Origin of the sequence: Pseudomonas sp. B21-035 (assembly GCF_024748945.1) — a bacterium.
GTDB lineage: Bacteria > Pseudomonadota > Gammaproteobacteria > Pseudomonadales > Pseudomonadaceae > Aquipseudomonas.
The window spans coordinates 1222598-1248544 of the sequence record NZ_CP087179.1 but is presented as its reverse complement, the minus strand read 5'-3'; the positions used below and the strand labels follow the sequence as shown (position 1 = coordinate 1248544).

The 25947-nt window shown below is 64.7% G+C and carries 24 protein-coding genes; 11 read left to right on the top strand and 13 right to left on the bottom strand.

Features of this window, described 5'->3' with window-relative positions; all coding sequences use genetic code 11:
• Positions 1-132: 132 nt before the first annotated feature.
• The 8 genes from LOY22_RS05625 to LOY22_RS05590 all read right to left on the bottom strand — a co-directional run bounded on the left by LOY22_RS05625 (position 133) and on the right by LOY22_RS05590 (position 9424).
• Entirely contained in the window at positions 133-1137 is a 1005-nt protein-coding gene (locus LOY22_RS05625; RefSeq protein WP_045193671.1) for a PleD family two-component system response regulator, read from the bottom strand.
• 51 nt (positions 1138-1188) lie between these two features.
• Positions 1189-2202 carry a chemotaxis response regulator protein-glutamate methylesterase gene (locus tag LOY22_RS05620; protein ID WP_258596774.1) on the bottom strand — a complete coding sequence of 338 codons (1014 nt, stop codon included), beginning with the start codon at positions 2200-2202 and terminating at the stop codon, positions 1189-1191.
• Positions 2199-4484, bottom strand: a complete 2286-nt coding sequence (locus LOY22_RS05615) for a hybrid sensor histidine kinase/response regulator (protein WP_213602237.1) — start codon at positions 4482-4484, stop codon at positions 2199-2201. The genes LOY22_RS05620 and LOY22_RS05615 overlap by 4 nt, the downstream gene beginning before the upstream one ends.
• Entirely contained in the window at positions 4481-5146 is a 666-nt protein-coding gene (locus LOY22_RS05610) for a chemotaxis protein CheW (protein WP_045193675.1), read from the bottom strand. The genes LOY22_RS05615 and LOY22_RS05610 overlap by 4 nt, the downstream gene beginning before the upstream one ends.
• Positions 5143-6417, bottom strand: coding sequence for a protein-glutamate O-methyltransferase CheR (locus tag LOY22_RS05605; RefSeq protein WP_093386751.1), 1275 nt, complete (start codon positions 6415-6417; stop codon positions 5143-5145). Before LOY22_RS05605 ends, LOY22_RS05610 begins: the two co-directional genes overlap by 4 nt.
• Positions 6414-6944 carry a chemotaxis protein CheW gene (locus LOY22_RS05600; RefSeq protein ID WP_045193678.1) on the bottom strand — a complete coding sequence of 177 codons (531 nt, stop codon included), beginning with the start codon at positions 6942-6944 and terminating at the stop codon, positions 6414-6416. Before LOY22_RS05600 ends, LOY22_RS05605 begins: the two co-directional genes overlap by 4 nt.
• 7 nt (positions 6945-6951) lie before the next feature.
• Positions 6952-8574: a methyl-accepting chemotaxis protein gene (locus tag LOY22_RS05595; protein ID WP_045193679.1), complete on the bottom strand. Its 1623-nt coding sequence runs from the start codon at positions 8572-8574 to the stop codon at positions 6952-6954.
• 130 nt (positions 8575-8704) lie between these two features.
• Complete coding sequence (locus tag LOY22_RS05590; RefSeq protein WP_093386762.1) at positions 8705-9424, bottom strand: tellurite resistance TerB family protein; 720 nt, start codon at positions 9422-9424, stop codon at positions 8705-8707.
• Positions 9425-9576: 152 nt separating this feature from the next.
• Here LOY22_RS05590 and ydcS point away from each other — a divergent pair, with 152 nt between their 5' ends.
• From ydcS to LOY22_RS05550, 8 genes are all read left to right on the top strand, one after another.
• A complete protein-coding gene (gene ydcS, locus LOY22_RS05585; RefSeq protein WP_045193682.1) occupies positions 9577-10728 on the top strand; it encodes a putative ABC transporter substrate-binding protein YdcS in 1152 nt (383 codons plus the stop codon).
• Between the two features lie 72 nt (positions 10729-10800).
• A complete protein-coding gene (locus LOY22_RS05580; protein ID WP_093386765.1) occupies positions 10801-11841 on the top strand; it encodes an ABC transporter ATP-binding protein in 1041 nt (346 codons plus the stop codon).
• A gap of 1 nt (position 11842) precedes the next feature.
• The gene (locus LOY22_RS05575; RefSeq protein WP_258596768.1) at positions 11843-12781 is read left to right on the top strand and encodes an ABC transporter permease; all 939 of its coding nucleotides are present in this window, start codon (positions 11843-11845) and stop codon (positions 12779-12781) included.
• Positions 12771-13577 carry an ABC transporter permease gene (locus LOY22_RS05570; protein WP_045193687.1) on the top strand — a complete coding sequence of 269 codons (807 nt, stop codon included), beginning with the start codon at positions 12771-12773 and terminating at the stop codon, positions 13575-13577. The genes LOY22_RS05575 and LOY22_RS05570 overlap by 11 nt, the downstream gene beginning before the upstream one ends.
• A gap of 18 nt (positions 13578-13595) precedes the next feature.
• On the top strand, positions 13596-15020 hold the full coding sequence (locus LOY22_RS05565) for a gamma-aminobutyraldehyde dehydrogenase (protein WP_045193689.1): 1425 nt from the start codon (positions 13596-13598) through the stop codon (positions 15018-15020).
• 13 nt (positions 15021-15033) lie between these two features.
• On the top strand, positions 15034-16896 hold the full coding sequence (locus LOY22_RS05560; protein ID WP_258596766.1) for an FAD/NAD(P)-binding protein: 1863 nt from the start codon (positions 15034-15036) through the stop codon (positions 16894-16896).
• Positions 16897-16981: 85 nt separating this feature from the next.
• Entirely contained in the window at positions 16982-17236 is a 255-nt protein-coding gene (locus LOY22_RS05555; RefSeq protein ID WP_093386785.1) for a type II toxin-antitoxin system HicA family toxin, read from the top strand.
• A complete protein-coding gene (locus LOY22_RS05550; protein WP_093386790.1) occupies positions 17233-17565 on the top strand; it encodes a type II toxin-antitoxin system HicB family antitoxin in 333 nt (110 codons plus the stop codon). Before LOY22_RS05555 ends, LOY22_RS05550 begins: the two co-directional genes overlap by 4 nt.
• 85 nt (positions 17566-17650) lie before the next feature.
• Here LOY22_RS05550 and LOY22_RS05545 read toward each other — a convergent pair whose 3' ends face one another.
• From LOY22_RS05545 to LOY22_RS05535, 3 genes are all read right to left on the bottom strand, one after another.
• Positions 17651-18757, bottom strand: coding sequence for an NADH:flavin oxidoreductase/NADH oxidase (locus tag LOY22_RS05545; RefSeq protein ID WP_258596763.1), 1107 nt, complete (start codon positions 18755-18757; stop codon positions 17651-17653).
• Positions 18758-18874: 117 nt separating this feature from the next.
• The gene (gene recJ / locus LOY22_RS05540) at positions 18875-20584 is read right to left on the bottom strand and encodes a single-stranded-DNA-specific exonuclease RecJ (protein ID WP_093386795.1); all 1710 of its coding nucleotides are present in this window, start codon (positions 20582-20584) and stop codon (positions 18875-18877) included.
• A 54-nt stretch (positions 20585-20638) separates the two neighbouring features.
• A complete protein-coding gene (locus LOY22_RS05535; protein WP_045193694.1) occupies positions 20639-21178 on the bottom strand; it encodes a YaeQ family protein in 540 nt (179 codons plus the stop codon).
• 130 nt (positions 21179-21308) lie between these two features.
• On the opposite strand from LOY22_RS05535, the gene LOY22_RS05530 reads away from it, so the two are divergent.
• Positions 21309-22508 carry a CaiB/BaiF CoA-transferase family protein gene (locus tag LOY22_RS05530; protein ID WP_093386800.1) on the top strand — a complete coding sequence of 400 codons (1200 nt, stop codon included), beginning with the start codon at positions 21309-21311 and terminating at the stop codon, positions 22506-22508.
• 44 nt (positions 22509-22552) lie between these two features.
• Positions 22553-23440, top strand: coding sequence for a TIGR02285 family protein (locus LOY22_RS05525; RefSeq protein WP_093386805.1), 888 nt, complete (start codon positions 22553-22555; stop codon positions 23438-23440).
• Between the two features lie 159 nt (positions 23441-23599).
• Here LOY22_RS05525 and LOY22_RS05520 read toward each other — a convergent pair whose 3' ends face one another.
• The gene (locus tag LOY22_RS05520) at positions 23600-23896 is read right to left on the bottom strand and encodes a DUF3509 domain-containing protein (RefSeq protein ID WP_093386810.1); all 297 of its coding nucleotides are present in this window, start codon (positions 23894-23896) and stop codon (positions 23600-23602) included.
• A gap of 138 nt (positions 23897-24034) precedes the next feature.
• Here LOY22_RS05520 and LOY22_RS05515 point away from each other — a divergent pair, with 138 nt between their 5' ends.
• On the top strand, positions 24035-24697 hold the full coding sequence (locus LOY22_RS05515; RefSeq protein WP_045193697.1) for a response regulator transcription factor: 663 nt from the start codon (positions 24035-24037) through the stop codon (positions 24695-24697).
• Positions 24698-24704: 7 nt separating this feature from the next.
• On the opposite strand, the gene LOY22_RS05510 is transcribed toward LOY22_RS05515, so the two are convergent.
• On the bottom strand, positions 24705-25925 hold the full coding sequence (locus LOY22_RS05510; RefSeq protein WP_258596754.1) for an EAL domain-containing protein: 1221 nt from the start codon (positions 25923-25925) through the stop codon (positions 24705-24707).
• Positions 25926-25947 lie beyond the last annotated feature (22 nt).

Sequence of the window (25947 nt, the reverse complement as noted above, 5' to 3'; positions counted from 1 at the left end):
ATTCTGTAGAAAAGCCGGAGAGTATAGCGGAGTTACAGCTTCAAGCGGCAAGCTACAAGCGACAAGAGGCCGGAGAAATGCCCGGCGCTGCAGTTTTTCTTGCCGCTTGAAGCTTGCCCCTTGTAGCTGCCGTCAATCCACCCCGACCTGGTTACGGCCGTTGTTCTTGGCCAGGTACAGGCCTTTGTCCGCTGCCGAAATCAGTTGCCGGCAATGGCTGCCGATACCCGGGGTGAGGGTCGCCAGGCCGATACTCACGGTGAGCACCGAGTCGGCGTTGGGCATGGTGTGGGCGATGTTCATCGCCGCCACGGTCTGGCGCAGTTTTTCCGCCACCAGGCGGGCGCCACCCGGCGAGGTGTTGGGCAGCACCAGGGCGAATTCCTCGCCACCGTAACGGGCCGGCAGGTCGCTGGGGCGGGCGCAGGAGGCGCGAATGGCTTCGGCGACCTTGCGCAGCGCTTCGTCACCGGCCAGGTGGCCGAAGGTGTCGTTGAACGACTTGAAATAGTCGACATCGATCATCAGCAACGACAGCTGCGCCTGTTCGCGCATGGCCCGGCGCCATTCCAGCTCCAGGTACTCGTCGAAGTGGCGACGGTTGGAAAGCCCCGTGAGGCCGTCGGAGTTCATCAGCCGCTGCAGCACCAGGTTGGTGTCGAGCAACTGCTGCTGGCTGACGCGCAGGGCGCGGTAGGCCTCGTCGCGCTGCAGCAGGGTCAGGTAGGAGCGCGAGTGGTAGCGGATACGCGCCACCAGCTCGATGTTGTCCGGCAGCTTCACCAGGTAGTCGTTGGCCCCGGCGGCAAAGGCGGCGCTCTTGACCAGCGGGTCCTCCTTGGTCGACAGGACGATGATCGGGATGTCCTGGGTGGCCGGGTTGTTGCGGTATTCGCGCACTAGGGTCAGGCCGTCAAGGCCGGGCATGATCAGGTCCTGGAGAATCACCGTGGGCTTGATGCGCACAGCCTGGGCCACCGCCTGGTGCGGGTCGGCGCAGAAGTGGAAATCGATGTTCTCTTCGTGAGCCAGGCCACGCCGCACCGCTTCGCCGATCATTGCCTGATCGTCGACCAAGAGGACCATTGCCGAATTTTCATTCATGGTCGGAAAACCGTCGAGCGGTAAATCATTCATGCGCTGTCACCTGGTCACTGCCGGCCAGCCGGCGTGGCTCAATACATATCGTCATTTTGGAAAAATTTCCATCAATCGCGCGGCGATTCGCTCCAGAGGGCGAATTTCGACGGCGGCGTCTATCGCGGCGGCTGCCTTGGGCATGCCGTACACCGCGCTGCTCTGCTGATCCTGGGCGATGGTCAGAAAGCCCTGTTGGCGCATCAGCTTCAGGCCCTGGGCGCCATCGCGCCCCATGCCGGTGAGCAGTACGCCGACCGCGTCGCCGCGCCAGTAGCGGGCCACGCTTTCAAAAAATACGTCGATCGAGGGCCGGTAGATTTCGTTTACCGGCTCAGCGGTATAGGCCAGGTTGCCGTTCTTGAGCAGGCGAATGTGGTGGTTGGTGCCGGCCAGCAGCACCTCCCCCGGTTGCGGCGGCTCGCCTTCGCTGGCCAGGCGCACCGCCAGGCCCGAGGCGCTGCTGAGCCATTCGGCCATGCCGGCGGCGAACACCTGGTCAACGTGCTGGACCAGCACGATGGCCGCCGGAAAACTGCGCGGCAAGCCCTTGAGCAGCACTTCCAGGGCCGCCGGACCGCCCGCCGAAGAGCCAATGGCAACCAGGCCCTGGCGCTGCGCGGCTTCTCGCACCGGCGCGGCCATGGCCCGGGTCGGGGTGCTGCGCTGCTGGCCGATCAGCCAGCCGATATTGAGGATCTTGCGCAGCAGCGGCGCTGCCGCCTCACGCGGATCGCCGGCGCCAAGGGCCGGAGTATCGACTACGTCGAGGGCGCCATGGCCCATGGCCTCAAACACCCGGTGGACGTTCTGCTGGCGGTCGACGGTGACGATCACGATGGCGCACGGCGTCTCGGCCATGATCCGCCGGGTGGCCTCGACGCCATCCATGACCGGCATGATCAAATCCATGAGGATCAGGTCCGGTAACTGCTCGGCACACAGCTTGACCGCATCGGCGCCATTGCTGGCGACCCAGATCACCTGATGGGCCGGTTCGAATGCCAACGCCCGGCGCAAGGCCTCCACGGCCATGGGCATGTCGTTGACGATGGCGATTTTCATCCCTGCGCTCCCCCGATCAGCTCGACGACGGCGTCGAGCAAGGCATCATCGTGAAAACTGGCCTTTGCCAAATAGTAGTCGGCCCCGGCGTCCAGTCCACGGCGACGATCTTCTTCGCGGTCTTTGTACGACACCACCATCACCGGCAGCGATTGCAGGCGGCTGTCGCGCCGCAGCAGCGTGACCAGTTCGATACCGTCCATGCGCGGCATGTCGATGTCGGTGATCAGCAGGTCGAAGTCTTCGCTGCGCAAGGCGTTCCAGCCGTCCATGCCGTCGACCGCAACGGCCACTTCATAGCCCTTGTTGCTCAGCAGCTTGCGCTGCAGTTCGCGCACGGTCAGCGAGTCGTCGACCACCAGCACGCGCTTGCGCGCCGCCTCGCGCACGCTGCGCTGGCCGCGCTCGATACGCTCCAGGCGGCCGGTGCTGAGGAGTTTTTCCACCGAACGCAGCAGGTCTTCGACATCGATGATCAGCACCACCGCGCCGTCGTCGAGCAAAGCCCCGGCGGAAATATCCTGGACCTTGCCCAGGCGCGCGTCCAGCGGCATCACCACCAGCACCCGTTCGCCGATCAGGCGCTCGACTGCCACGCCGTAGAGCATGTCGCGCTCGCGAATCACCACCACCTTGATGCTCTGCCCTTCGCCCTGGCTTGGCGGACGGTTGAGCAACTGGCTGGCCGCGACCAGGCCGATATGCCGGCCCTCATGCCAGAAATGCTGGCGGCCCTCGATCTGCACGATGGCCTCGGCCGGCAGCTCCAGGGTGCGTTCGATATGTGCCAGCGGGAAGGCATAGGCTTCGGCGCCAACCTCGACCACCAGGCTGCGCACCACCGACAGGGTCAGCGGCACTTCGAGGTGAAAGCAACTGCCCTGGCCGCTGGTCTGGGTCAGCTCGATCGAGCCGCGCAACTGGCGAACCATGTGCTGCACGGCGTCCAGGCCGACACCGCGCCCGGACACCTCGGTAACCCGGTCACGCAGGCTGAAACCGGGCAAAAACAGGAAGGTCAGCAGCTCGGCCTCGCTCATCTGCGCCACGGTTTCGGCCGGTGACAACTGGCGCTCGACGATGCTCTGGCGCAAGTGCGCCAAGTCGACGCCGCCGCCATCGTCGCTGATCTCAAGCACCAGCAGGCCGGCCTGGTGCGAGGCACGCAGGCGGATCTGCCCTTCCAGGGGCTTGCCGGCCACCAGGCGCCGCTCGGGCGATTCGATACCGTGATCGACGGCATTGCGCAGCAGGTGAGTCAAGGGCGCTTCGAGCTTTTCCAGTACGTCGCGGTCGACCTGAGTTTTCTCGCCGTCGATGTCCAGGCGCACCTGCTTGCCCAGCGAACGACCAAGGTCACGGACCATGCGGCTTTGCCCGGTCAGCACATCGGCAAACGGACGCATGCGACAGGCCAGTGCAGTGTCGTACAGCAGCTGCGCGCGCTGGCTGGCCTGCCAGCCGAACTCATCGAGATCGGAGGCTTGCTGCAACAGAATTTGCTGGGTCTCACCGAGCAGACGCTGGGCCTGGGCCAAAGCGTCCTGGACTTCGGCGCTCTGGCCGCTGCTTTCCAGTTGCTGCTTGAGGCCATCGAGGGCGCGGATGCTTTGCCCGTGCATGCGCTTGAGGCGCTGCAGGGTGGCCAGGTAAGGCTTGAGCCGCTGGGTTTCGACCAGCGATTTGCTCGACAGGTCGAGCAGGCTGTTCAGGCGCTCAGCCGTGACCCGCAAGACCCGCTCACCGCCCTCGGTCGTGCGTTTGCCGCTGCGCACCGGCGCGGCTTCGACCTCGGGCTCGGGGTCAACGCTTGGCAGCTCGGCCGCCAGTGGTTCGGGTTCGGGCTCGGGTTCCGGCAATGGCGGCGCTGCGATCGCAGGCGCTGCTGGTGCACCAGGGTCGAGCAACGCGGCCATCTGCACCAGAAAGGTCTGCACCGCGGCGTCGATACTGGCATCGCCCGGCGTGGCGATGCGCATCAGCAGGTCGGTGCCCTGCAACAGCGCATCGATGTGCTCCGGGCGCAGCAGCAAGCGGCCTTCCTGGGCGCCGACCAGGCAGTCTTCCATGACATGGGCGACGCTGACCCCGGCATCGACGCCGACAATCCGCGCCGCGCCCTTGAGCGAATGGGCTGCGCGCATGCACGCTTCAAGCTGGTCGGCCTGGGTCGGGTTGCGCTCCAGCGCCAGCAGCCCGGCACTGAGCACCTGGGTCTGGGCTTCGGCCTCCAGGCTGAACAGCTCGAGCAACGAGGCGTCGCGCATTTGCTCTGGGGTCATGACAGGCTCCGGTTCACGGCAGACAGCACTTGGTCTTCATCCAGCACGCGAACACTGCGTCCACGCCATTGCAGCACCGCTGCGGTAAAACGCGTTTCGCCCTGCTCGGCCCCCAGACGGACGGGGTCCAGAGCATGGATGCCGTCCACTTCATCGACCTGGACCACCACCGAGCCGCCGGCAGCGGCGATGATCAGCATGCGCGGCATGATCCGCGCCGAGGTTGGCGCCGAACCCTGGGTTTCAAGGCCGAGCAGGTCGCCCAGCGACAGGCAGGGCACCAGCGCGCCACGTACATTGGCCACGCCATGCAGCACCCGCGAGCGCTGGTGTGGCAGGGAATGCACCTGCTGCAGCGGCGCAACCTCGACCAGGCAGCGGGTGGCCAGCGCCAGCCACTCCTCGCCCAGGCGAAACAGCAGCAATGAGCGGCCACTGCTGGCTTGCTCAGGCGCCTCGCTCTGCTCGTGGGCTTCCTGAGACAACGAATAGCGGTCCAGCAGGCGCGTCGCTGCAGCGGCATAGACGTCGCAGTTGCGGCAGTGAATATGTTCATCAAGCAGCGGGCAGCTCTTGTCGCCGTGTACGCCGATACGGTTCCAGCAATCGTCGATGCTGGCGGCGTCACTGGCGACCAGTTGCACGTCGTTGTCACCCATCATTGCTCAGACTCCCGGTCAGCGCGCCGTGCGGCCCGTTCCTGCAGGCGCCGGGCGCCTGCGACATCACCTTGCGAAGCCAGCAGCGCGGCCAGGTGCACCAGTGCCTCCGGATGCTGGGGGTCAAGGTACAGCGCCTTGCGGTAATGGCTCAGGGCTTCGCCGCTGTCGCCGGCGGTATCACTGAGCAAGCCCAGCCAGTAGAACACCTGGGCAGTGGGCGGATACTGCTGCAGGTAGCGGGTACACGCGGCCTGGGCCTCGGTGCTGCTGCCGGCATTGGCCAACTGGGCGATCTGCGCCAGCAATTGGCTGGCCGCATCCTGCGCGGCGGGCTTCGCCGGCGGCGGCGCAATCGGCTTGAGCTTGCGGACTGTCAGCGGCGCCGACGCCGGGCGCGGCACGCTGGCCGCCGTCACCGGCACTGTCAACGGCAAAGGGATCGCCAACGGCTTGCTCGGCGGCGCCGGCTGCATTTCAGCCTGGCGTACGTAGGCAAAGGATTGGGCAATGCCCACCGGGCGCATGCCCATGCGTGCCAGCAGGCTGCCTTCGGCCGGGCCGATGAACAGCACACCTTGCTCATGGATCAGGCTTTTGAGCACCTCGAACACCCGCTGCTGGGTGGGGACGTCGAAATAGATCAGCAGGTTGCGGCAGAACACGAAATCGTAACTGCCCTCCCGGGCCTTGAGCGCCGGATCCAGGACATTGCCGACCTGCAGCTTGACCTGCTGGCGAACCCGCTCGTCGAGGCGCTGGCCTTCGTCGCTGTCGCTGAAGTGCCGCTCGCGAAAGTCCAGGTGCGAGCCACGGAACGAGTTGCGCCCGTACAGCGCCTGTTCGGCGCGATCAATCGAATTGGGGCTGATGTCCATAGCGTCGACGCGAAAGCTGTGCCCGGCAAAGCCGCCGTCGAGCAGGGCCATGGCAATCGAATACGGCTCTTCGCCGGTCGAGCACGGCAGGCTGAGGATGCGCAGCGGGCGCATGCCACCGAGCTCGGCCAGGCGCTTGCGCGCCAGGGTCACCAGGGCGTTGAACGACTCCGGATAACGGAAGAACCAGGTTTCCGGGACGATCACCGCCTCGATCAGCGCCTGCTGCTCCTGGCTCGACTGCTGCAGGCGCAGCCAGTAGTCATCCAGGTCGCGGGCTTCGAGGGTGGCGCAGCGCTGACGCAAGGCGCGCTCGACCATCGCTGCGCCGACCGAGGCGACATCCAGGCCGATCCGATCCTGCAAAAAGCGAAAGAAGCGCTGTTCGCCACTCATGCCAGGCCCTCGTCGCTCGCCGCCAGCTCAGGCGGGAACAACAGCTGGCGCACCTCGGCGCTGAGCAGGTCCTGTACACCGATGCACTGCAGCAAACCGTGGGCATCCTCGCGCACCGGCCCCAGGTAAGGCGCCTGCTGGTTGTCCAGGCCATAGGGCTGGAACTCGGCGGGGTCGCAACGCAGGGTATCGGTGGCCTGTTCGAGGATCAGCCCCAGCCGCAAGTGCGGGCGCAACGGGTCGGCACGGTAGTGCACCAGGACCAGGCGCGTGCTGGTGCGCACCGGCGCCGGCAAACCGAAGCTCAAGGCGCCGACGTCGATCACCGGTACCAGCGCGCCACGATGCGCCAGCACCCCGGCCACCCAGGCCGGGGTCTGGGCAATGGGCTTGAGCGGCAGGCGCGGCAGCACTTCGGCGACCTCATGGGCGTCCAGGGCAAAGCGCTGGTCGCCGATGCGAAACACCAGGTACAGGGTGCCGTGGGAGGCCGCATCCTGGTTGCGGCGAGGCTGAAGGTCGTTCATCGGCAGGTCAGACTTTGAACCGCGACACGCCGCCACGCAGGCCGGTGGCCACCTGGCTCAGTTCGTCAATGGCAAAGCTGGCCTGGCGCAACGATTCGACCGTCTGGCTGCTGGCATCGCCCAACTGCGCCAGGGCGTGGTTGATCTGTTCGGCGCCGGTGGCCTGGGCCTGCATGCCTTCATTGACCATCAACACCCGCGGCGCCAGGGCCTGGACCTGGTGAATGATCTGGGTCAGTTGCTCGCCGACCTGCTGCACCTCGAACATGCCGCGGCGCACTTCTTCGGAGAACTTGTCCATGCCCATGACCCCGGCCGACACCGCCGACTGGATCTCGCGAACCATCTGCTCGATGTCGTAGGTGGCCACGGCAGTCTGGTCGGCCAGGCGCCGCACTTCAGTGGCGACCACGGCGAAACCGCGGCCGTATTCACCGGCTTTTTCCGCCTCGATGGCGGCGTTGAGCGACAGCAGGTTGGTCTGGTCGGCGACCTTGACGATGGTCACCACCACCTGGTTGATGTTGCCGGCCTTCTCGTTGAGGATCGCCAGCTTGTTGTTGACCAGATCGGCCGCGCCCATCACCTGGTGCATGGTCTCTTCCATGCGCGCCAGGCCCTGCTGGCCGGAGCCGGCCAGGATCGAGGCCTGGTCGGCGGCCGAGGTCACTTCGGTCATGGTCCGCACCAGGTCGCGGGAAGTCGCGGCGATTTCCCGCGAAGTCGCGCCGATTTCGGTGGTGGTGGCGGCGGTCTCGGTGGCGGTGGCCTGTTGCTGCTTGGAGGTGGCGGCAATCTCGGTCACCGAAGTGGTGACCTGCACCGAGGAGCGCTGGGCCTGGGACACCAGGTTGGTCAGTTCGCCCATCATTTCGTTGAAGCCGGTTTCCACCGCGCCGAACTCATCCTTGCGGTCCAGGTTCAGGCGCACGCTGAGGTCGCCGCCGCTGAGCTTGTCCAGGGCATGGACGATACGCTGCATCGGCGCGGTGATGGCACGCATCAGCACCAGCCCGCAGATGGTTGCCGCGACAATCGCCAGCAACAGCGAGACGATCATGCTGAACTTGGCCGTGGCCACGGCGCTGACGATGGAGTCGGTGGCGGATTCGGCCGAATGACGGTTGCGCTCGATCACCCCGTTCAGGTGCTTGCGGCCATCGACCCAGGCCGGGGTCAGCACCTCGGCGAGCAGGCGCTGGGCTTCGGGGTAATCCTTCTTGCGGTAGGCCTCCAGGACGCTATCCACCGCTTTCAGGTAGCCCGCTTCGAGCTGGCCGAACTGGTCGAAGCTGGCCTGGTCGTCCTTCTCGCGAATGGTCGCCTGGTAGCTGGCCATGTGCTGTTTGAGGCGCTCTTCAAAGCCCTTGTACAGCTCCATGTCGGCCGAGGTGAGCTCGCGATGGTCACTCAGGCCCACCAGCTGCTGGGTCAGTACATAGCTGTCGACCCAGGCACTGCGAATCATGGAGCTGTAGTAGACCCCGGGGATGCTGTCGGTTCGCACCGCTTCCTCGCCGGACTCTATGGCCACCAGTCGCGAATAGGCAGCGACCACCATCAGCGACATGATGGCGATAATCACGGCGAAGCTCGCCAGGATCCGTTGGCGCAAGGTCCAGTTTTTCACAGTCAGCCCTCAAGTGTTCTACGCGAGCAGGAAAAATGGGCAGAGTATAGCCCAGCGGCTGCGCGCTTTTGCGGCTGACTTAACGGCTGGATCGGGCCAAACGGGCTAGATACTGGCCATTAGCCCGGTTTCATTGACTGGCAGCAAGTTTTACCTGGTTTTCCAGCTCGCTCTTGAGCGCCGGGTCAAGCTTGAGCTGGCGCGCCAGTTCGTCCAGGTAGGCACGCTCCATGAAATGCTCCTCGTCCACCAGCATGACACTGGCGATGTACATTTCGGCGGCCATTTCCGGGGTGCTGGCGGCGCGGGCGACGTCGGCCGGGTCCAGCGGTTTGTTCAGCTCGGCGTGCAGCCAGTGTTGCAGTTCCTGGTCGCTGGACAGCTTGACGAATTCGCCCTCGATCAGCGCCCGCTCGCGGTCATCGACATGGCCATCGGACTTGGCCGCTGCCACCAGCGCCTTGAGGATCGCCTGGCTGTGCTGCTCGACCTGGGCCGGCGGCAGGCGGTCGAGGGTTTGCGGCTCACCCTGCACCGCAGTGCCCTGCTTGGCCTGCCAGTTGCCGTAGGCCTTGTAGGCGATCACCCCGAGGGCCGCCAGGCCGCCGTAGGTCAGGGCCTTGCCGCCGTACTTGCGAGCCTTTTTGTTGCCCATCAGCAAGCCCATCGCCCCTGCCGCCAGAGCACCGCCGCCGGCACCGGAGAGCAGGCTGCCCAGGCCACCACCGCCCTTGCCGCCGAGCAGGTCGCCAAGGCCGCCGGATTTGCCGGCAGGGCTTTTGCCGCCCTGGTTCTGCAGCAGGTCCTGGCCGGATTTGAGCAGTTGATCAAGCAAGCCGCGGGTGTTCATGGGGCATCTCCATGGGGAGGAAAGAAGCCCAAAGAGTACTGCCGCAGGCTGAAGCGAAGCTGAATGCATTTGCTTCCAGATGTTGCCTACGCTTAAACCAGCTATACCTGCACTTTCACCGCCCCGAGATAATTCCAACAAGAGGGAACACCATGTTCGTGCACAAGACCGCCACGCTCTGCGCCCTGAGCACCGCCCTGCTGGCCAGCGCCAGCCTGCAGGCCGCCGAACCCCTGAAAGCCGTGGGCGCCGGCGAAGGCCAGCTGGATATCGTCGCCTGGCCGGGTTACATCGAGCGCGGTGAAAGCGACAAGGCCTACGACTGGGTGACCGGCTTCGAGAAGGACACCGGCTGCAAGGTCAGCGTCAAGACCGCCGCCACCTCCGACGAGATGGTCAGCCTGATGACCAAGGGCGGTTACGACCTGGTCACCGCCTCCGGTGACGCCTCGCTGCGCCTGATCGCCGGCAAGCGCGTGCAGCCGATCAACACCGCGCTGATCCCCAACTGGAAGAACCTCGACCCGCGGCTCAAGGACGGCGCCTGGTACGTGGTCAACCAACAGGTGTACGGCACGCCCTACCAATGGGGTCCGAACGTGCTGCTGTACAACACCGAGGTGTTCAAGCAGGCGCCGACCAGCTGGAGCGTGGTTTTCGAGCCGCAGGAGCTGCCCGACGGCAAGCCCAACAAGGGCCGGGTGCAGGCCTACGACGGGCCGATCTACATCGCCGATGCGGCGCTGTACCTGAAGTCGGCCAAACCTGAACTGGGTATCCACAACCCCTATGAACTGAACGAAACCCAGTACCAAGCGGTGCTCGACCTGCTGCGCCAGCAACATCCGCTGATCCACCGTTACTGGCACGATGCCACGGTGCAGATGAGTGACGTCAAGAACGAGGGCGTGGTCGCCTCCAGTTCCTGGGGCTACATGGTCAACGGCCTGCAAGCCGACAAACAGCCGGTGGCCTCGACCATTCCCAAGGAAGGCGCCACCGGCTGGGCCGACACCACCATGCTGCACAGCGAGGCCAAGCACCCCAACTGCGCCTACAAGTGGATGGACTGGTCGCTGCAGCCCAAGGTCCAGGGCGACGTAGCGGCCTGGTTCGGCTCGCTGCCCGCGGTGCCGGCGGCCTGCAGCGGCAGCGAACTGCTCGGCGCCGAGGGCTGCAAGACCAATGGTTTCGACCAGTTCGACAAGATCGCCTTCTGGAAGACCCCGCAGGCCGAAGGGGGCAAGTTCGTGCCCTATAGCCGCTGGACCCAGGACTATATTGCGATCATGGGCGGCCGTTAGGGCCCTGTCGCGGGGCAAGCCCGTTCCCACCTGAAGACGCGGGCTTGCTCCCTCTTGCTGGAGCTTCGCACCATGACCCTTGCAGTGCAGTTCACCAATGTCTCGCGCACCTTTGGCGAGGTCAGGGCGGTTGACCAGGTGTCGATCGACATCCACGACGGTGAGTTCTTCTCGATGCTCGGCCCCTCGGGGTCGGGCAAGACCACCTGCCTGCGCCTGATTGCAGGCTTCGAGCAACCCAGTGCCGGGTCGATCCGCATCCACGGTGAAGAGGCGGCGGGGTTGCCGCCCTACCAGCGCGACGTCAACACGGTGTTCCAGGACTACGCGCTGTTCCCGCACATGAACGTGCGCGACAACGTCGCCTATGGCCTCAAGGTCAAGGGCGTGGCCAAGGCCGAACGCCATGCCCGCGCCGAAGAGGCCCTGGTCATGGTTGCCCTGGGCGGCTATGGCCAGCGCAAGCCGGTGCAACTGTCTGGCGGCCAGCGCCAGCGCGTGGCCCTGGCGCGGGCGCTGGTCAATCGCCCGCGGGTGCTGCTGCTCGATGAACCGCTGGGAGCGCTGGACCTGAAACTGCGCGAGCAAATGCAGGGCGAGCTGAAAAAGCTGCAGCGCCAATTGGGCATCACCTTCATCTTTGTCACCCATGACCAGACCGAGGCGCTGTCGATGTCGGACCGCGTCGCGGTGTTCAACCGCGGCCGCATCGAGCAGGTCGACACTCCACGCAACCTGTACATGAAGCCGGCGACCACTTTCGTCGCCGAGTTCGTCGGCACCTCGAATGTGCTGCGCGGCGCATTGGCGCAGCAGCTCAATGGCAGCCAGCTGCCGTTCTCGATCCGCCCGGAACACATCCGCCTTGGCGACCAGCCAGCGGCCAGCAACGAAATCCAGGTCAGCGGCCTGCTCCACGATATCCAGTACCAGGGCAGCGCCACCCGCTACGAGCTGCAGCTGGACAACGGCCAGTTGCTGAGCATCAGCCAGGCCAACAACCAGTGGCAGGAACACGCCGCGCCCTGGCAGCCAGGCCAGCGCCTGCAGGCACGCTGGGCCCGCGAGGCGATGACGGCGTTGCAGGAAACCGTGCCCGGCGAGGGCCACTGAAATGACCCAGGCTCTGGCAAACCGCGCGCCGGGCGTCATGCGGCGCTTCTCGACCCTGCTCTACCGGCGCCCCAACCTGTACCTGGCGCTGCTGCTGGTGCCGCCGCTGCTGTGGTTTGGCGCGATCTACCTGGGGTCGCTGCTGAGCCTGCTGTGGCAGGGTTTCTACACCTTCGACGACTTCACCATGGCGGTCACCCCTGACCTGACCCTGGGCAACTTCGCTGCGCTGTTCAACCCATCGAACTTCGACATCATCCTGCGCACCCTGGGCATGGCCATCGCCGTGTCGCTGGCTAGCGCCGTGCTGGCCTTCCCCATCGCCTACTACATGGCCCGCTACACCAGCGGCAAGACCAAAGCGTTCTTTTATATCGCGGTGATGATGCCGATGTGGGCCAGCTACATCGTCAAGGCCTACGCCTGGACCCTGCTGCTGGCCAAGGGCGGCGTGGCCCAGTGGTTCGTCCAGCAACTCAACCTGGGGCCGGTGCTGCAGTTCATCCTCGGTATTCCCGGGGTCGGCGGCAGCACCCTGTCGACCTCGCACCTGGGGCGCTTCCTGGTGTTCGTGTACATCTGGCTGCCGTTCATGATCCTGCCGATCCAGGCTTCACTGGAACGCCTGCCGCCATCACTGCTGCAAGCCTCGGCAGACCTTGGCGCGCGGCCGCGGCAGACCTTCATGCAGGTAATCCTGCCGCTGTCGGTACCTGGCATAGCCGCAGGCTCGATCTTCACCTTCTCGCTGACCCTGGGCGACTTTATCGTCCCGCAACTGGTCGGCCCGCCCGGCTACTTCATTGGCAGCATGGTCTATGCCCAGCAGGGCGCCATCGGCAACATGCCCATGGCCGCCGCCTTTACCCTGGTGCCGATCGTGCTGATTGCCGTGTACCTGACCATAGTCAAACGCCTGGGGGCCTTCGATGCACTCTGAACGCGCCTCGATCGGCCTGCGCCTGGCGGCCTGGGGCGGGCTGGTGTTCCTGCACTTCCCGATCCTGATCATCTTCCTCTATGCCTTCAACACCGAGGACGCCGCCTTCAGCTTTCCGCCCCAGGGCTTGACCCTGAAGTGGTTCAGCGTGGCGTTTGCGCGCCCGGACGTGCTGGAGTCGATCAAACTGTCGCTGCAGGTCGCCTGCCTGGCGACGCTGATCGCCCTGGTGCTCGGCACCCTGGCCTCGGCGGCGCTGTACCGGCGCAGCTTTTTCGGCAAGGAGAGCATCTCGCTGATGCTGATTTTGCCCATCGCCCTGCCCGGGATCATCACCGGCATCGCCCTGCTCTCGGCATTCAAGACCCTGGGGATCGAGCCGGGCATTTTCACCATCGTCGTCGGCCACGCGACCTTTTGCGTGGTGATCGTCTACAACAACGTCATCGCCCGCCTGCGGCGCACCTCGCAGAGCCTGATCGAGGCGTCGATGGACCTGGGCGCCGACGGCTGGCAGACCTTTCGCTACATCGTTTTGCCCAACCTCGGCTCGGCACTGCTGGCCGGCGGCATGCTGGCCTTTGCCTTGTCGTTCGATGAAATCATCGTCACCACCTTCACCGCTGGCCACGAGCGCACCCTGCCAATCTGGCTGCTCAACCAGTTAAGCCGGCCGCGCGATGTGCCGGTCACCAACGTAGTGGCCATGTTGGTGATGCTGGTGACCATGCTGCCGATCCTCGGCGCCTATTACCTGACCCGCGGCGGCGAAAGCGTAGCCGGCAGCGGCAAGTAACTCCTGGAGGACTGGACCATGCAAACCCGACTGTTAATCAACGGCCAACTGGTGGACGGCGAAGGCGCAGGCTACGCGGTGCTCAACCCGGCGCTGGGCAGCGTGCTGGTGGAAGTCAACGAGGCCAGCGAGGCCCAGGTCGATGCTGCCGTGCGCGCCGCCGACCGTGCCTTCGACAGCTGGTCGCAGACCACGCCCAAAGAGCGTTCGCTGTTGCTGCTCAAACTTGCCGACGCCATCGAGGCCCACGGCGAAGAGCTGGCCCGCCTGGAGTCGGACAACTGCGGCAAGCCCTATGCCGCTGCGCTCAATGACGAGATCCCGGCGATCGCCGATGTGTTCCGCTTTTTTGCCGGTGCCAGCCGCTGTCTGGGCGGCTCGGCTGCCGGTGAATACCTGCCGGGGCATACCTCGATGACCCGTCGCGACCCGCTGGGCGTGGTCGCCTCGATCGCGCCGTGGAACTACCCACTGATGATGGTTGCCTGGAAGATCGCCCCGGCGCTGGCCGCCGGCAACACCGTGGTGCTCAAGCCGTCGGAGCAAACGCCGCTGACTGCGCTGCGCCTGGCAGAACTTGCCAGCGAGCTGTTGCCGGCCGGCGTGCTGAACATTCTTTTCGGTCGCGGGCCGAGCGTCGGCACGCCGCTGGTGACCCACCCGAAAGTGCGCATGGTGTCGCTGACCGGCTCGATCCCAACCGGCGCCAACATCATCGCCAGCACCGCCGACAGCGTGAAGCGCATGCACATGGAACTGGGCGGCAAGGCCCCGGTGATCATTTTTGATGATGCCGATATCGACGCCGCGGTCGACGGCATCCGCACCTTCGGCTTCTACAATGCTGGCCAGGACTGCACCGCCGCCTGCCGCATCTATGCCCAAAGCGGCATCTACGAGCAATTCGTCGAAAAGCTCGGCAAGGCCGTGGCCAGCATCAAGCATGGCCTGCAGAACGACCCGGACACCGAGCTCGGCCCGCTGATCACCGCCCAGCACCGCGACCGGGTGGCGGCCATGGTCGAACGGGCGATTGCCCAGCCGCATATTCGCCTGGTCACCGGTGGCAAGGCGGTGGCCGGTGACGGTTTCTTTTTCGAACCTACGGTGCTGGCCGATGCCCAGCAGGATGACGAGATCGTCCGCCGCGAGGTGTTCGGGCCGGTGGTCTCGGTAACCCGTTTCGACGATGAAGCGCAGGCCCTGGCCTGGGCCAACGATTCCGACTACGGCCTGGCGTCGTCGCTGTGGACCGCCGACGTCGGCCGTGCCCATCGCGTTTCGGCGCGCCTGCAGTACGGCTGTACCTGGGTCAACACGCACTTTATGCTGGTCAGCGAAATGCCCCATGGCGGTCAGAAACTGTCTGGCTATGGCAAGGATATGTCCATGTACGGGCTGGAGGACTACACCTGCGTCCGGCATGTGATGTTCAAACATTAAGGTAAGGACACCCATGGAAATCACCCGACGCGACTTCATCAACGGAGTCGCCATCGGCGTCGCAGCGGGCCTGACCCCGCTGCAACTGCTTCAGGCGGCCCCCAGCGGGCGCTATTACCCACCGGCCTTGACCGGTTTGCGTGGCAGCCATGTCGGCGCCTTCGAAGTTGCGCACCAGATGGGCTGGGAGAAAAAGACCTTCGCCACCGACGCCCTGCCGATCAGCGAGGAATACGACCTGGTGGTGGTCGGCGGCGGCATCAGCGGCCTGGCGGCGGCGTTCTTCTATCGCGAGAAACATCCCGCCGCGAAGATCCTGATCCTCGAGAACCACGACGATTTCGGCGGCCACGCCAAGCGCAACGAGTTCAGCGCCGGTGGGCGGATGATCCTCGGTTATGGCGGCAGTGAAGCCTTGCAGTCGCCCAACCATCTGTACAGCAAGGAGGTCAACGGCCTGCTGCAAAAGCTTGGCGTCGATATCAAGCGTTTCGAGACCGCCTTTGACCGCAGCTTCTACCCCGACCTGGGCCTGTCGCGCGCGGTGTTCTTCGACCAGGAAACCTTCGGCGAAGACAAGCTGGTCACTGGCGACCCGACGCCGATGGTCGCCGACGACATCGCCCCGAGCCAGCTCAACGCCCGCCCGATTGCCGATTTCATCAATGACTTCCCCCTGCCCGCAAGCGACCGCAAGGCGCTGATCGACCTGCACCAGGCGCCGCGCGACTACCTGGCCGGCAAGTCGCTGGAGGACAAGACGGCCTATCTGGAGCGCACCAGCTACCGCGACTTCCTGCTCAAGGACGTCGGCCTGTCGGCCAGGGCGGTCAAGTACTTCCAGGGCCGCACCAACGACTTCATGGCCGTGGGCATCGATGCCGTCGCCGCTGCCGACGCCTACTCTGTCGGCTTCCCGGGCTTTGCCGCGATGAACCTGGCGCCGCTCAGCGAGGAAGCCAAGGCGGAGATGGAAGAGCCCTACATCTACCACTTCCCCGACGGTAATGCGTCAGTGGCACGCCTGCTGGTCCGCAGCCTGGTGCCATCGGTGGCGCCGGGCCAGAGCATGGAAGACATCGTCCTCGCCAATTTCGACTACAGCCAGCTCGACCGCGCCGGGCAACCGCTGCGCCTGCGCCTGAACAGCACGGCGGTGAGCGTGCGCAACGTCGCGGGTGGAGTCGATGTCGGCTACAGCCGCGCCGGGCAACTGGCCAAGGTGCGCGCCAAGCACTGCATCCTGGCCTGCTACAACATGATGATCCCCTACCTGCTGCGCGACCTGTCGGTCGAACAGGCCCACGCCCTGAGCCAGAACGTCAAGTTCCCGCTGGTGTACACCAAGGTCATCGTGCGCAACTGGCAAGCGTTCCAGAAGCTTGGCGTGCACGAGATCTACGCCGCCACCCAGCCCTACAGCCGGATCAAGCTCGACTACCCGGTGAGCCTCGGCGGCTACGAACATCCACGCGACCCGGCGCAGCCCATCGGCCTGCACATGGTGTTTGTCCCGACCAGCCCCGACAGCGGCATGAACAGCCGCGACCAGGCCCGTGCCGGACGCGGGCGCCTGTACGGCACCTCATTCGAGGTACTGGAAAGCCAGCTGCGCGAGCAGTTGCAACGCATGCTGGGTCCTGGTGGCTTTGACCACAACAAGGACATCCTGGCGATCACGGTCAACCGCTGGCCCCATGGTTATGCCTGCTCCACCAATACCCTCTACGACGACCCGGCGCAGATCGAGCAGTGGATGGAGCTGGCGCGCCAGCCCGTGGGCAAGGTCAGCATCGCCAACTCGGACGCGGCCTGGAGCGCCTATGCCCATGCGGCGATTGATGAGGCGTGGCGTGCGGTGGGGGAACTGGGCTAAATCCAGGAAACCTCCTTCATCCATAAAGGCTTCGCCCTACGGACATCCCATTGCTGCATCGCAGACGGTATCATAATCTGATACCATGAATAATCATCAGCGCAGTACGCTGAAGTCAATCTTCAGCAAACCGATACCCGGCAATCTGGAATGGGCTCGCATCGAATCTTTGTTGGTCGGTGCGGGAGCCCGGGTAATCGAAGGCAGAGGTTCACGCGTGCGCTTTGAACTCAATGGTGTGATCGCGACGTTCCATCGCCCTCATCCGGATAAAGATGCCAAGCCTTATCAGATCCGCGATGCGCGGTACTTTCTGGAACAGGCAGGAGTGACCCCATGAATGTCATGAACTACAAGGGCTACGCCGCCCGTATTGAATACAGCGATGAAGACCAATTGCTGATCGGCCATGTCGCCGGTATACGCGATGTGATCGGCTTTCACGCGCAATCGGTCCCGCAGTTGCGCAGCGCCTTCGAAGAAGCCGTGGATGACTACCTTGATACCTGCGCGCGCCTGGGACGTGAACCACAGAAAGCTTACTCGGGGAAATTGAGCTTGCGCCTTGAGCCGACGCTGCATGCCAGCGTCGCGCAAAAAGCTGAGTTGGCAGACAAAAGCATCAACCAGTGGGTCAGCGATGTGTTGAGCCAGGCCGCACATGCCTAAGGCCCGCTCCCACAGAGGGTTTATGTACGCCGAACCTGTGGGAGCTGGCTTGCCTGCGATCGAGCGCGAAGCGCTCGCCATTCAGTCAATCGCGTAAATCAGACTCATGTATCGGCTGCTCGCGACTGGTAGCCCGTTGATACTGCGCCGGCCACACCGCCTTGTTGCCGCCCAGGTCGTCGTCGGCATGCAGCGGCCAGTACGGGTCGCGCAGCAATTCGCGGGCGAGGAAGATGATATCGGCCTGCGCGGTACGCAAGATGGTTTCAGCCTGCATCGGGTCGGTGATCATGCCCACCGTCCCGGTGGCGATCCCCGCCTCTTCCCGCACTTTGGCCGCGAACTGGGTCTGATAGCCCGGCCCGGTCGGGATCTCGGCTTTTACCGAGGTGCCGCCAGAGGACACGTCGATCAGGTCCACGCCCAGTTTGCGCAGGCGCTTGGCCAGCTCCACGGTCTCATCCGGGTTCCAGCCATCCTCGACCCAATCAGTGGCCGATAGCCGCACGAACACCGGCAACTCGGCCGGCCACACCTCGCGCACCGCTTCGGTCACTTGCAGGGTCAGGCGAATGCGGTTTTCAAAGCAGCTGCCGTACTGGTCGCGGCGCTGGTTGCTCAATGGCGACAGGAACTGGTGCAACAGGTAGCCATGGGCGGCATGCACTTCGACCACCTTGAAACCGGCCTCAAGGGCGCGCCGGGCAGCGGCGACAAAGGCCTGGATGATCTCGCCGATCTGCGCTTCGTTCAGTTCGCTGGGGGCTGTGTGCTCCGGGTCGAAGGCAATTTTCGAGGGCCCCACTGGCACCCAGCCGCCATCGTCGACCTTGACGCTGCCATGCTTGCCCAGCCACGGCCGATGGGTGCTGGCCTTGCGCCCGGCATGGGCCAGCTGAATGCCGGGCACCGCGCCCTGGGCGGTGATGAAACGGGTGATGCGTTGCAGCCCCGGGATCTGCGCGTCGTCCCACAAGCCCAGGTCTTGCGCGGTAATGCGCCCGTCGGCAGTCACGGCAGTGGCTTCGGTGAAAATCAGCCCGGCACCACCCACCGCGCGGCTGCCCAGGTGCACCAGGTGCCAGTCATTGGCCAGGCCGTCGATACTGGAATACTGGCACATGGGTGAGACGGCAATGCGGTTGGGCAGGATCAGCTGGCGCAGGGTATACGGCTCAAGCAGCAGGCTCATGGGGCACCTCTCAAATCAAGTGGTAAGGCTCCAGGTAGTTGACCGGCCGACTACAGAATCTTCCCCGCAGGTTCTTCGACCCATCATTCGAAGCCTAGACCACTTTGCCCCGTGAGATCAGCGCGGCTCGATATGCGCGATCATCAGTTGCACGCTTTCCTGGCCGCGAAACTCGTTGACGTCGAGCTTGTAGGCCAGCTCGACCCAGCGCACGGTGGGGTTGGGCCAGACTTCCCGGTCGACGCCAAAGGCGATGCCATCGAGCTTGAGCGAACCGCATTCGCTCTTGAGCACCACCTTCAGGTGCCGCTCACCGACGATCCGTTGCTCGACCAGCTGGAACACCCCGTGGAACAGCGGCTCGGGGAAGTGCTGGCCCCACGGCCCGGCATTGCGCAAAGCCCGGGCCAGCTCCAGGTGGAACTCCTCGACCGCCAGGGTGCCGTCCGACAGCAAGCGGCCGGTGAGGTCTTCTTCACGCAGCTGGCGACGGGTTTCTTCGTCGAAGGCCTGGGCAAAGGCCGGAAAGTTATCAGCCGGCAGCGACAGGCCGGCGGCCATGGCGTGGCCGCCGAACTTGCTGATCAACTGCGGATGGCGCGCCGCCACGGCATCCAGTGCATCGCGAATATGAAAGCCCGGCACCGAGCGCGCCGAGCCCTTGAGCATGCCGTCGCCGGCATCGGCAAAGGCGATGGTCGGGCGGTGGTAACGCTCTTTCAGGCGCGAGGCAAGGATGCCGATCACGCCCTGGTGCCAGTCCGGCTCGAACAGGCACAGGCCGAACGGCATCGATTCCAGCGGCAGGTCCTTGAGCTGGGCCAGGGCTTCGCGCTGCATGCCCTGCTCGATGGATTTGCGGTCCTGGTTCAGTTCGTCGAGCTGGCCGGCCATTTCCCGGGCCAGGTTGGCATCGTCACTGAGCAGGCACTCGATGCCCAGGCTCATGTCGTCCAGGCGCCCGGCCGCATTGAGCCGTGGGCCAAGAATAAAGCCAAGGTCGGTGGAGGTGATACGCGCATGATCGCGGCGGGCCACTTCAAGAATGGCCTTGAGCCCCGGCCGCGCCCGTCCGGCACGGATGCGTTCCAGGCCCTGGTGCACCAGGATGCGGTTGTTGGCATCCAGCGGCACCACGTCAGCGACGCTGCCCAGGGCCACCAGATCAAGCAGCTCGCCAATGTTCGGTTGCGGCGCGTTGTCGTAGTGACCGAGGCTGCGCAACCGCGCGCGCAAGGCCATCAGCACATAGAAAATCACCCCGACCCCGGCCAGCGCCTTGCTGGGGAACTCGCAGCCCGGCTGGTTGGGATTGACGATGGCGTCGGCCGCCGGCAGCTCATGGCCAGGCAGGTGGTGATCGGTCACCAGGACCTTCAATCCCGCAGCTTTGGCGGCGGCCACGCCTTCGACGCTGGAAATGCCGTTGTCGACGGTGATCAGCAATTGCGGCTGGCGCTGCAAGGCCACTTCGACAATCTCCGGAGTCAGGCCATAGCCGTACTCGAAGCGGTTGGGCACCAGGTAATCAACATGGGCAGCACCCAGCAGACGCAGGCCGAGCAGGCCGACGGTGCTGGCGGTGGCGCCGTCGGCATCGAAGTCGCCGACGATAAGGATGCGCTGGCGTTCTGCCAGTGCCGTCACCAGCAGGTCGACTGCCGCCTCGATGCCCTTGAGCTGCTGGTAAGGCAGCAGGCGCGCCAGGCTCTTATCCAGCTCGGCTGCCGATTGCACGCCACGGGCGGCATACAGGCGGGTCAGCAAGGGTGGCAGGTCGCCGAGAAAGGGCAACGTGGACGGCAACGGGCGGGGATCGATACGCATGGGGCGTTGGGGCTTCTCGTCAATCAGGGATGTTCGGCTTGAAAGGACGCGCGATCAGCGCTCGCCCATCAGCCATTGCAGCTGGACTTCGTGCTGGCCGCGATCGTCGGTGACGAACACCGTGCCTTCGCTGATCATCACGTCCCACTTGATCGCCCGCGGCATGTCCTTGGCCAGGGTTTCCAGTACTTCCTGGGGCACGGCGGCGATGTTGAGGTTTTTCAGGTTCTTGACCGCCGGCAGCACCTTGGTTTCCCACACGCGCAAGCTGCCATAGGCCAGCAGGCTGGTGCGCTCGGTGCGACGCGAGCACCAGGTCAGACGATCGGCATCGGGCTGGCCGACTTCGATCCAGTGCAGGATGCGGTCGTCCAGGCTTTTTTCCCACACCGCCGCTTCGTCCACGTCCGACAGACCTCGGCCAAAAGACAGTTGCTCGTTGTACCACAGGGCGTAGGCCAGCAGACGCACGGCCATGCGCTCTTCGGTTTCCGACGGGTGACGGGCGATGGTCTGCTTGACGCTTTCGTACACACCGCGGTCAAGGTCGGTGAGGTTCAGTTCAAACTTGTAGGTGGTGGATGGCTGGGCCATGGACGGGCTTCTTGCGGCAAGGAAAGTCGCCCAGTCTAACCGATCCGCATGTTCCTTGCGCCGCAGCAGTATCTGGGCGCGCCCAGCTATGATAAAAACGGGGGCCCTGACCCGCTGCCACGGACGCCTCATGCCTACGCCCAGCAAACCTCTCGCCGGCCTCAAAGTCATCGAACTCGGCACCCTGATTGCCGGCCCGTTCGCTTCGCGCATCTGCGCCGAATTCGGCGCCGAGGTAATCAAGGTCGAGTCGCCCGATGGCGGCGACCCGCTGCGCAAGTGGCGCAAGCTGTACGAAGGCACGTCGCTGTGGTGGTTCGTCCAGGCCCGCAACAAGCAGTCGCTCACGCTCAACCTCAAGCATGCCGAAGGGCTGGATATTCTCAAGAAGCTGCTGGCCGAAGCCGACATCCTGATCGAGAACTTCCGCCCCGGGGTGCTGGAAAAACTCGGCCTGGGCTGGGACGTGCTGCACGCCCTCAACCCGAAGCTGGTGATGGTGCGCCTGTCCGGCTTCGGCCAGACCGGGCCGATGAAAGACCAGCCGGGGTTCGGCGCCGTCGGCGAATCCATGGGCGGGCTGCGCTACATCACCGGTTTCGAGGACCGCCCGCCGGTGCGTACCGGCATCTCCATCGGTGACTCGATTGCGGCCTTGTGGGGCGTGATCGGGGCGTTGATGGCCCTGCGCCATCGCGAAGTCAACGGCGGCCAGGGCCAGGTGGTGGATGTCGCCTTGTACGAAGCGATCTTCGCCATGATGGAAAGCATGGTGCCGGAGTTCGACGTGTTCGGCTTTATCCGCGAGCGTACCGGCAACATCATGCCCGGCATCACCCCCTCCTCCATCCACACCAGCGCCGATGGCAAGCACGTGCAGATCGGCGCCAATGGCGATGCGATCTTCAAGCGCTTCATGCAGGCCATCGGCCGCAATGACCTGGCCGACGATCCGGCGCTCGCCAGCAATGACGGCCGCGACCTGCGCCGCGATGAGTTGTACGGGGTGATCGACCGCTGGGCGCGGACTTTGCCACTGGATGCGCTGATGCAGGTGCTCAATGAGGCCCAGGTACCGGCCAGCCGCATCTACAGTGCCGAAGATATGTTCAGCGACCCGCAGTTTCTCGCCCGCGAGATGTTCCTGCAAGCCAAGCTGCCCGACGGCACGCCGTTCAAGATGCCGGGAATCGTCCCCAAGCTCTCGGACACCCCCGGCTCCAGCGAATGGGTCGGGCCGGAGCTTGGAGCCCACACCGAGCAGGTACTGGCCGGGCTGGGTTATGACACAGCTGCGATTGCCCGGCTACGCACGCAAGGCGCAGTCTGAACACGGCACTACTCAAGTTGCGTGGCAACGGTGGAGACCTGGACATGACCCATCACTGGCAAGCGAGCATGCGTCGTGGATTGCCGCTGTTGCTAGGTCTGTTGCTTTGCCTGGGCCTGCCCGCTCCGGCCTCGGCCAAGGAGCGTTTGTTCTGGTTGTTGCGCGACTTGCCGCCGCTGACCATTTTCGAAGGTACCGGCAAGGGCCAGGGGGTGATCGACCGCTTGCTGCCGCTGCTGATCGAACAGATGCCCGAATACGATCACAGCATCGTCCGGGTCAACCGCGCCCGCGGCATCCAGATGCTCCAGGCGCCCACCTTCACCTGCGACCCGACCCTGCTGTGGACCCCGGAGCGAGCGCGCTATGTGCATTTCTCGATCCCCAGCCTGGGCGTGCTCAGCAGCGGCCTGGTGGTCCGGCGCAAGGACCAGCACCTGCTTGACCCCTACCTGCACAACCAGCAGGTCGACCTGCAGACGCTGCTCGGCAGTACCGCGCTCAAGCTGGGTGTGGTGGCCCAGCGCAGCTACAGCCCGGCGGTTGATGAACTGCTCAAGACCCTGCCCGACACTACCCTCAGCCGCCACTACGGCAATGACGCAGTGACCAGCCTGCTGCAAATGCAGCAGCATGACCGCCTGCAACTGGTGCTCGGCTACTGGCCGGAAGTGCGCTACCTGCTGCAACAGCAAGGCTGGCCCAGCGACGACTATGCCTTCTACCCGATCCAGGGAGTCGAGCAGTACCAGTTGCTGCGGGTCGGCTGCTCCGACACGCCGCTGGGGCGCGAAGCCATCAGCCATATCAACAAATTGCTACTGCCGCTGCGCAACGACACCTTGCCCGACCTGTACGCCCAGTGGCTGGCGCCGCAAATGCGCGAACAGTACCTGCACGACAGCCTGCACCTGTTTGGCGAGCACCCCTGAGGCCCGATCGCAGGTAAAAAGAAACCCCGAACGGTGGGGAGGCCGCCCGGGGCTAAACAAAAGCCCATAGGGCTTCGCACGACAGCTTCACGACATCGGAGCAAAATCCCGATCAGCTGTCCTTGTTAGGTCTGATTGCCTTGCCCGGCAAAGGTTCCGTCACACCCCGGCGCTGATCGAGCGGCCTTGCTGCAGATGGCGCTGCGCCGCGATGACGCAAGGCTGCAGGCGGCCCTCTACAATCAGCAGGTCACGCTGCAGGCCATCGACCAGGTCGACCAGCAGGCGCTGGTCCTGCAACTGGCTGGGCTTGACCGTGCGCTGCAGCACGCTGCGGTTGGTTTCGTCGGTCAGGCGCAGGTCGAAATCACAGCCGGTGCTCAGGCGCACCAGCCTGACCCGGTACGGTGCCAATGCTTGACCAAGCAACAATCTGATACATTCCATCTCATTCATTGTTCACCTACCTGTCGAGAAGGGGTCTTTCACTGACCCTGAGGCAGCCGGAAAAGTTCTCTCAGTGCGATTTCCTTTACCCAGCATGCCCGGCAAAAATGACAGATTGAAATCCAGCACGTTGAGCGGAGCCTGCCTGTGACAGCCCCTGCCCCCAGTGAACTGCGCATCATCCTGGCCGATGACCACCCGATCTTTCGTATCGGCCTGCGCGCCGTGCTCGAGCAGCTTCCGGGCATTCGCGTAGTGGGCGAAGCCGGCGGCCCGCTGGAGCTCACGACCCTGCTGCAAAGCCTGGAATGCGACGTGCTGGTGACCGACTTCATGATGCCGCTGGAGCAGCAGAACGATGGCTTGAAGCTGCTCGAACAACTGCGCCGGCACCATCCGCAGTTGCCGCTGCTGGTGGTGACCATGCTCAACAATGCCGGGCTGTTCCGGGCCATGCTGGCCCTGGGCGTCAATGGCCTGCTGAGCAAGGCCAGCCTGGCCGACGAATTGCCCCAGGCCATCGCCCGCCTGCGCAGCGGCAAGATTTACCTGGCCGATTCGGTGCAGCAGTTGCTGTTACAGGACGGCGCCGTGCGTGAAGACCTGGCCCGCGACCAGACGGCGTTGTCGCCGCGCGAGCTGGAAGTCGCCCGCCTGCTCGCCGGCGGCCACACGGTCGGCCAGATCGCCACCCTGCTCAACCGCAGCAAGCAGACAGTGAGCAGCCAGAAGGTCAGTGCCATGCGCAAGCTGGGCCTGGCCAATGACGCCGCGCTGTACCTCTATTTGCAGGAGCACGGCCTGGGCTGAAGGCTGTTCACGCCCTGCGCCGCAGCCTGGCCTCGGCCGGCTCACGCTCGAGCATCCACCGGCGCAGGTCCGGCCCCGCCATCGGCCGGGCAATGAAATAGCCCTGCATGATCGGGCTGCCCAGGGCCTTGATCGCCATCAGGTCATCCACCGTCTCGACGCCCTCGACCACCACGTTCAGGTCCATGCGCCGGGCCATGATCAGCGCCCCCGCCACCACCGCCGCCTTACGGCCATCATCGGCCATGCCCCGGACAAACTCGCTGGGCAGTTTCAACTCGCTGAATGGCAGTTCGAGCAGGCGCTGCAGATTGGACACACCCATGCCGAAATCATCGATCGACAGTTGGCAGCCCTGGATGCGCAGGTGCAGCAGCCCTTCGAGCTGGTTGCTGTCGAGCTGGCAGCCATGGGTTTCGATGACTTCCAGGGTCAGGGCGCTGGCCGGCACGTCATGGCGCTTGAGGGCCGCGACGACCTGCGCGGCGAAATCATCGCGGGTGAGCATCAGCGGGGCGATGTTGACCGCCACGGGTAATGGCTGGCCACTGGCGAGCCTGGCCTGGGCACTGAATGCCAGGGCCTGGTCGAGTACGTGCCAGCTGAGTGCCTCCAGCAACCCGGCGCCTTCAATCAAGGGGAAGAACTGCGCCGGGCTAAGCAAGCCAAGGCTTGGGTGTTGCCAACGTACCAACGCCTCCACCCCGACCAGGGCACCGTCGAAACCCACCTTGGGCTGGTAATGGGCCTGCCACTGCGCCTGGCTCTGCGCCAACTCGGCGGGCGACATGGCCAACAGCTCGGCATGGGCCGGTGCGGCGAGCGCCTGGGGCGAATCGCCGGGCTCGTCGAGGTAGCGGCGCAGCAACTTGTGCAGCGACACGCTGCAAGCCGGCTTCTGCAGGCTGCCGAGCACCCGCAAGCCCAATTGCCGGGCCAGGTCGGCGACGCTATCGAGCACGCCACGTTCGGCGCTGCTGAGGATAATCAAGGCCGCCGCCAGGCCGCTGTCAGCCAGGTGACGGATCAGTTCCAGGCCGTCCTGGCCGTCCATGTGCAGGTCGCAGATGGCGATATCGACCCGTCCGCGCCGGGACAGCGTCTGCCGTGCGCCGTCGACCGACTCTGCCGTCAGCACATCGAAGACGCCATTGGCATTGAGCATCTGATGCAAGGCCATCAGTTGGAAAGGATGATCCTCGAGAATCAAAACCTTCAGTGAGCGCATGAAAATTTCCCCGCAGTAGCCG

What these genes read in the sequence shown, in the direction of transcription:
- LOY22_RS05590 (WP_093386762.1), bottom strand. Translation starts at nt 9,424, where the DNA reads ATGAACACCCGCGGCTTGCTTGATCAACTGCTCAAATCCGGCCAGGAC.
- LOY22_RS05550 (WP_093386790.1), top strand. Translation starts at nt 17,233, where the DNA reads ATGAATGTCATGAACTACAAGGGCTACGCCGCCCGTATTGAATACAGC.
- LOY22_RS05530 (WP_093386800.1), top strand. Translation starts at nt 21,309, where the DNA reads ATGCCTACGCCCAGCAAACCTCTCGCCGGCCTCAAAGTCATCGAACTC.
- LOY22_RS05545 (WP_258596763.1), bottom strand. Translation starts at nt 18,757, where the DNA reads ATGAGCCTGCTGCTTGAGCCGTATACCCTGCGCCAGCTGATCCTGCCC.
- LOY22_RS05620 (WP_258596774.1), bottom strand. Translation starts at nt 2,202, where the DNA reads ATGAAAATCGCCATCGTCAACGACATGCCCATGGCCGTGGAGGCCTTG.
- LOY22_RS05555 (WP_093386785.1), top strand. Translation starts at nt 16,982, where the DNA reads ATGAATAATCATCAGCGCAGTACGCTGAAGTCAATCTTCAGCAAACCG.
- LOY22_RS05520 (WP_093386810.1), bottom strand. Translation starts at nt 23,896, where the DNA reads ATGAATGAGATGGAATGTATCAGATTGTTGCTTGGTCAAGCATTGGCA.
- LOY22_RS05560 (WP_258596766.1), top strand. Translation starts at nt 15,034, where the DNA reads ATGGAAATCACCCGACGCGACTTCATCAACGGAGTCGCCATCGGCGTC.
- LOY22_RS05625 (WP_045193671.1), bottom strand. Translation starts at nt 1,137, where the DNA reads ATGAATGATTTACCGCTCGACGGTTTTCCGACCATGAATGAAAATTCG.
- LOY22_RS05570 (WP_045193687.1), top strand. Translation starts at nt 12,771, where the DNA reads ATGCACTCTGAACGCGCCTCGATCGGCCTGCGCCTGGCGGCCTGGGGC.
- LOY22_RS05600 (WP_045193678.1), bottom strand. Translation starts at nt 6,944, where the DNA reads ATGAACGACCTTCAGCCTCGCCGCAACCAGGATGCGGCCTCCCACGGC.
- ydcS (WP_045193682.1), top strand. Translation starts at nt 9,577, where the DNA reads ATGTTCGTGCACAAGACCGCCACGCTCTGCGCCCTGAGCACCGCCCTG.
- LOY22_RS05605 (WP_093386751.1), bottom strand. Translation starts at nt 6,417, where the DNA reads ATGAGTGGCGAACAGCGCTTCTTTCGCTTTTTGCAGGATCGGATCGGC.
- LOY22_RS05510 (WP_258596754.1), bottom strand. Translation starts at nt 25,925, where the DNA reads ATGCGCTCACTGAAGGTTTTGATTCTCGAGGATCATCCTTTCCAACTG.
- LOY22_RS05615 (WP_213602237.1), bottom strand. Translation starts at nt 4,484, where the DNA reads ATGACCCCAGAGCAAATGCGCGACGCCTCGTTGCTCGAGCTGTTCAGC.
- LOY22_RS05610 (WP_045193675.1), bottom strand. Translation starts at nt 5,146, where the DNA reads ATGATGGGTGACAACGACGTGCAACTGGTCGCCAGTGACGCCGCCAGC.
- LOY22_RS05535 (WP_045193694.1), bottom strand. Translation starts at nt 21,178, where the DNA reads ATGGCCCAGCCATCCACCACCTACAAGTTTGAACTGAACCTCACCGAC.
- recJ (WP_093386795.1), bottom strand. Translation starts at nt 20,584, where the DNA reads ATGCGTATCGATCCCCGCCCGTTGCCGTCCACGTTGCCCTTTCTCGGC.
- LOY22_RS05580 (WP_093386765.1), top strand. Translation starts at nt 10,801, where the DNA reads ATGACCCTTGCAGTGCAGTTCACCAATGTCTCGCGCACCTTTGGCGAG.
- LOY22_RS05565 (WP_045193689.1), top strand. Translation starts at nt 13,596, where the DNA reads ATGCAAACCCGACTGTTAATCAACGGCCAACTGGTGGACGGCGAAGGC.
- LOY22_RS05525 (WP_093386805.1), top strand. Translation starts at nt 22,553, where the DNA reads ATGACCCATCACTGGCAAGCGAGCATGCGTCGTGGATTGCCGCTGTTG.
- LOY22_RS05575 (WP_258596768.1), top strand. Translation starts at nt 11,843, where the DNA reads ATGACCCAGGCTCTGGCAAACCGCGCGCCGGGCGTCATGCGGCGCTTC.